This is a genomic window from Streptomyces anandii JCM 4720, assembly GCF_014650655.1.
Classification (GTDB): domain Bacteria; phylum Actinomycetota; class Actinomycetes; order Streptomycetales; family Streptomycetaceae; genus Streptomyces; species Streptomyces anandii.
Map to the genome: position 1 here is coordinate 185,750 of NZ_BMVJ01000005.1, position 2,563 is coordinate 188,312.

2 protein-coding genes and 2 pseudogenes are annotated in these 2,563 nt (G+C 74.3%); 3 read left to right on the forward strand and 1 reads right to left on the reverse strand.

The window, feature by feature from the left end:
• The 3 genes and pseudogenes from IE249_RS36990 to IE249_RS36995 all read left to right on the forward strand — a co-directional run.
• Positions 1–632, forward strand: a pseudogene (locus IE249_RS36990) (glucose-6-phosphate dehydrogenase); the annotation flags it as partial.
• Complete coding sequence (locus IE249_RS11690) at positions 629–1,852, forward strand: FUSC family protein (RefSeq protein WP_189704717.1); 1,224 nt, start codon at positions 629–631, stop codon at positions 1,850–1,852. The pseudogene IE249_RS36990 and the gene IE249_RS11690, both read left to right, overlap by 4 nt.
• 64 nt (positions 1,853–1,916) lie before the next feature.
• Positions 1,917–2,021 (forward strand): annotated as a pseudogene (locus IE249_RS36995) (VOC family protein); the annotation flags it as partial.
• A 53-nt stretch (positions 2,022–2,074) separates the two neighbouring features.
• Here the strand turns inward: IE249_RS36995 and IE249_RS37000 are convergent.
• Positions 2,075–2,563: ADP-ribosylglycohydrolase family protein (locus tag IE249_RS37000; protein ID WP_229858176.1), on the reverse strand; the 489-nt coding region annotated here is incomplete at its 5' end.

Genomic DNA, 2,563 nt, shown 5'->3' on the forward strand with positions numbered 1-2,563 from the left:
GGGTGTGGGAGGACCGCCCCGAGCGGTTCAGCCGTCGCGCCCGCTACACGGCGGGCACGGTCGACGGCCGCGCCCTGCCGTCGTACGCCGACGAGGCGGGGATCGATCCGGGCCGCGGCACGGAGACCCTGGCCGAGGTCGTGTTCGCGGTCGACACCTGGCGATGGGCGGGGGTGCCCTTCCGGGTTCGGTCCGGCAAGGCGATCGGCTCGCCCCGGCAGGAGGTCACGTACTGGTTCAAGGCTCCCCGGCACGTCCCGCGCGGGCTCCTCGGCGACGTCGTCGGGAACCGGTTGCGCATCGGCCTCGGTCCTCGCCGCCTCCAGCTGGAGATCAACATCAACGGTCCGGGCGACCCGTCCACCATCTCCCCGGTGACGCTCGACACGAGCTTCGGCACCGGGGACCTGCTGGAGTACGGCGAGGTGCTGCGGGGCGTCCTGGAGGACGAGCAGCCGCTGTCGGTGCGCGACGACATGTCCGTCGAGTCGTGGCGCATCGTCGAGCCGGTGCTCGACGCATGGCGCGACGCCCGGGTGCCGCTCGACGAGTACCGGGCCGGGAGCGCGGGTCCGCAGACGTGGGAGGACCTCGTCACCCGCCGGAACGGCCAGGGCACGGCGCCGGTGTGACGGCCCGCGCGCGGTCGCGCATCGCGGCGGCGGGCCGTAGCCGGCTCGGCGCGGCCGCGAAGGCGGTTCCCCGGGCCGGGGCCCGTGTCAGGGCGGAGTTCTGGCCGATCGTCCAGCAGACCCTCGCGGCCACCGCGGCCTGGCTGATCGCCCGGCACCTGGTGGACCATCACGAGCCGTTCTTCGCACCGGTGGCGGCGGTCGTCGCGCTCAACGCCTCGCGCGGCGAGCGGGGCACCAACGCCGTACGCCTGCTGCTGGGCGTCGGCGTCGGCATCCTGACGGCGGAACTCGCCCTCACCCTTTTCGGCTCCCACGGGTACGGAACGCTGGCGTGCGCCACCTTCACGGCCATGCTCGTCGCCGTCCTGCTCGGCGGTGAGCGGATCGTGCTCGCCCAGGCGGCGGTCAGCGCCATCCTCGCCGTGGTGACCTCGAACGCCGAGGCCGGGCCCCAGCGGTTCACCGACGCGCTGATCGGCTCCGGTGTGGCGCTGGTGGCGAGCCAGGTCCTCTTCCCGCCCGAGCCGGTCGCACTGCTGCGCCGGGCCGAGACGACCGCGCTCGACGCCCTCGCCCACGCCCTGGAGCCGGCCGCGCGCGCTCTGCGGCACCCGGAGCACGTGCTCACCGACCAGGAGGTTCTCGACCGCCTGCGCACCGCGCGGGAAGCGCTCGTCGAGCTCGACAGCGTCCGCGGCAGAGGCATCCGGGTCGCGAGCCGCTCGCTGCTGTGGCGCAGCCGCGGCACATCCGCTGTGCGCGAGAGCACGAGCGCGGGTCAGCTCGTGCTCCTCGGCGGCAGTTGCCTCGCACTGGTGCGCGCGGTCATGTTCGTCCGCTCGTACGGCTCCCGTGCCGGGCCGGCGCCCGACGAGGCGGAAGCCGTGCTCGACCTGTCCCGGGCGATCGGTGGTCTCGGCCGCGAACTCGGGGAACTGCGGGCGCGGCGCGCCGCGGCGGGCGCCGCGCTGGACGTGCTGCGCGGGACGTCGCGGCCGGGCGAGCACGAACTGCCAGGTGTTCGTGACGCCCTGCGGATGGTGGCGCTGGACATCATGCTGTTCGCCGGCGTCGACCGGGACAAGGTCGCCGAAGCGGAACGGGCGGGCTGGGAGCGGGAGCGGACGGTGGAGGGACATGTCGGCGCCCCGGTGAAGAGCCTCATGGCACGCCTGCGAGGGCGACGCAGGGACGGCCCCCGGGGGAAGGACAGTTGAGGGCGGGGCGGCCCGACGATCCGCCGTCCGCTGACGGCTACGACGCGTGCTTCGGCGGGAACAGGTGATCGTTCACTCGGCGGATCCCGTTGCCCTGGGGCAGTGGTGGGCCGAGGCTCTCGGCCGGGTGGTGGTGCACTCCTCCGACGACGAGTTCGAGATCCGCCCGGCGAGTTCTGCGTCCTCGGCCGACGCCGCCAGTAGCCCCCGCCGCCGATCCCGTCAGCCGAGGCCCGCGTCGAGGCGGTGGGCGAGGTCCGTCAACTCGGCCAGGCGCAGCACCCGTCCGCCGAACCCTGGCAGCGGGACGTGCAATGGCTCGGTCCAGCGGGACGGGATCGCGTCCAGTCCGTAGTACGCCCCCGCGAGGCCGCCGGTGACCGCGGCGACGGTGTCCGTGTCCCCGCCGACGTCGATCGCCGCGCGAAGGGCGTCCTCGAAGCTCGTCGTGCTGCGCAGGGCCCAGACGGCCGACCCCAGACAGGGCCATATCGCGCCGTTGGACTCGGTTGCCTGGCCGGGGTGCCAGTCGGGGGCGAGTACGGTGGCGTATCGCCGGCGGTGGTCGGGATGGATGAGTTCCAGCACCTCGGGAACGGCGGCGAGCGGATCGGCGCCCGCCAGGCAGAGGCGAACGAGTTCGTGGAACACGGCAGTGCCTTCCCAGGCGGCCCGGTCGCCGTGGGTCAGCGCGGCGATCCTCCGGGCCGC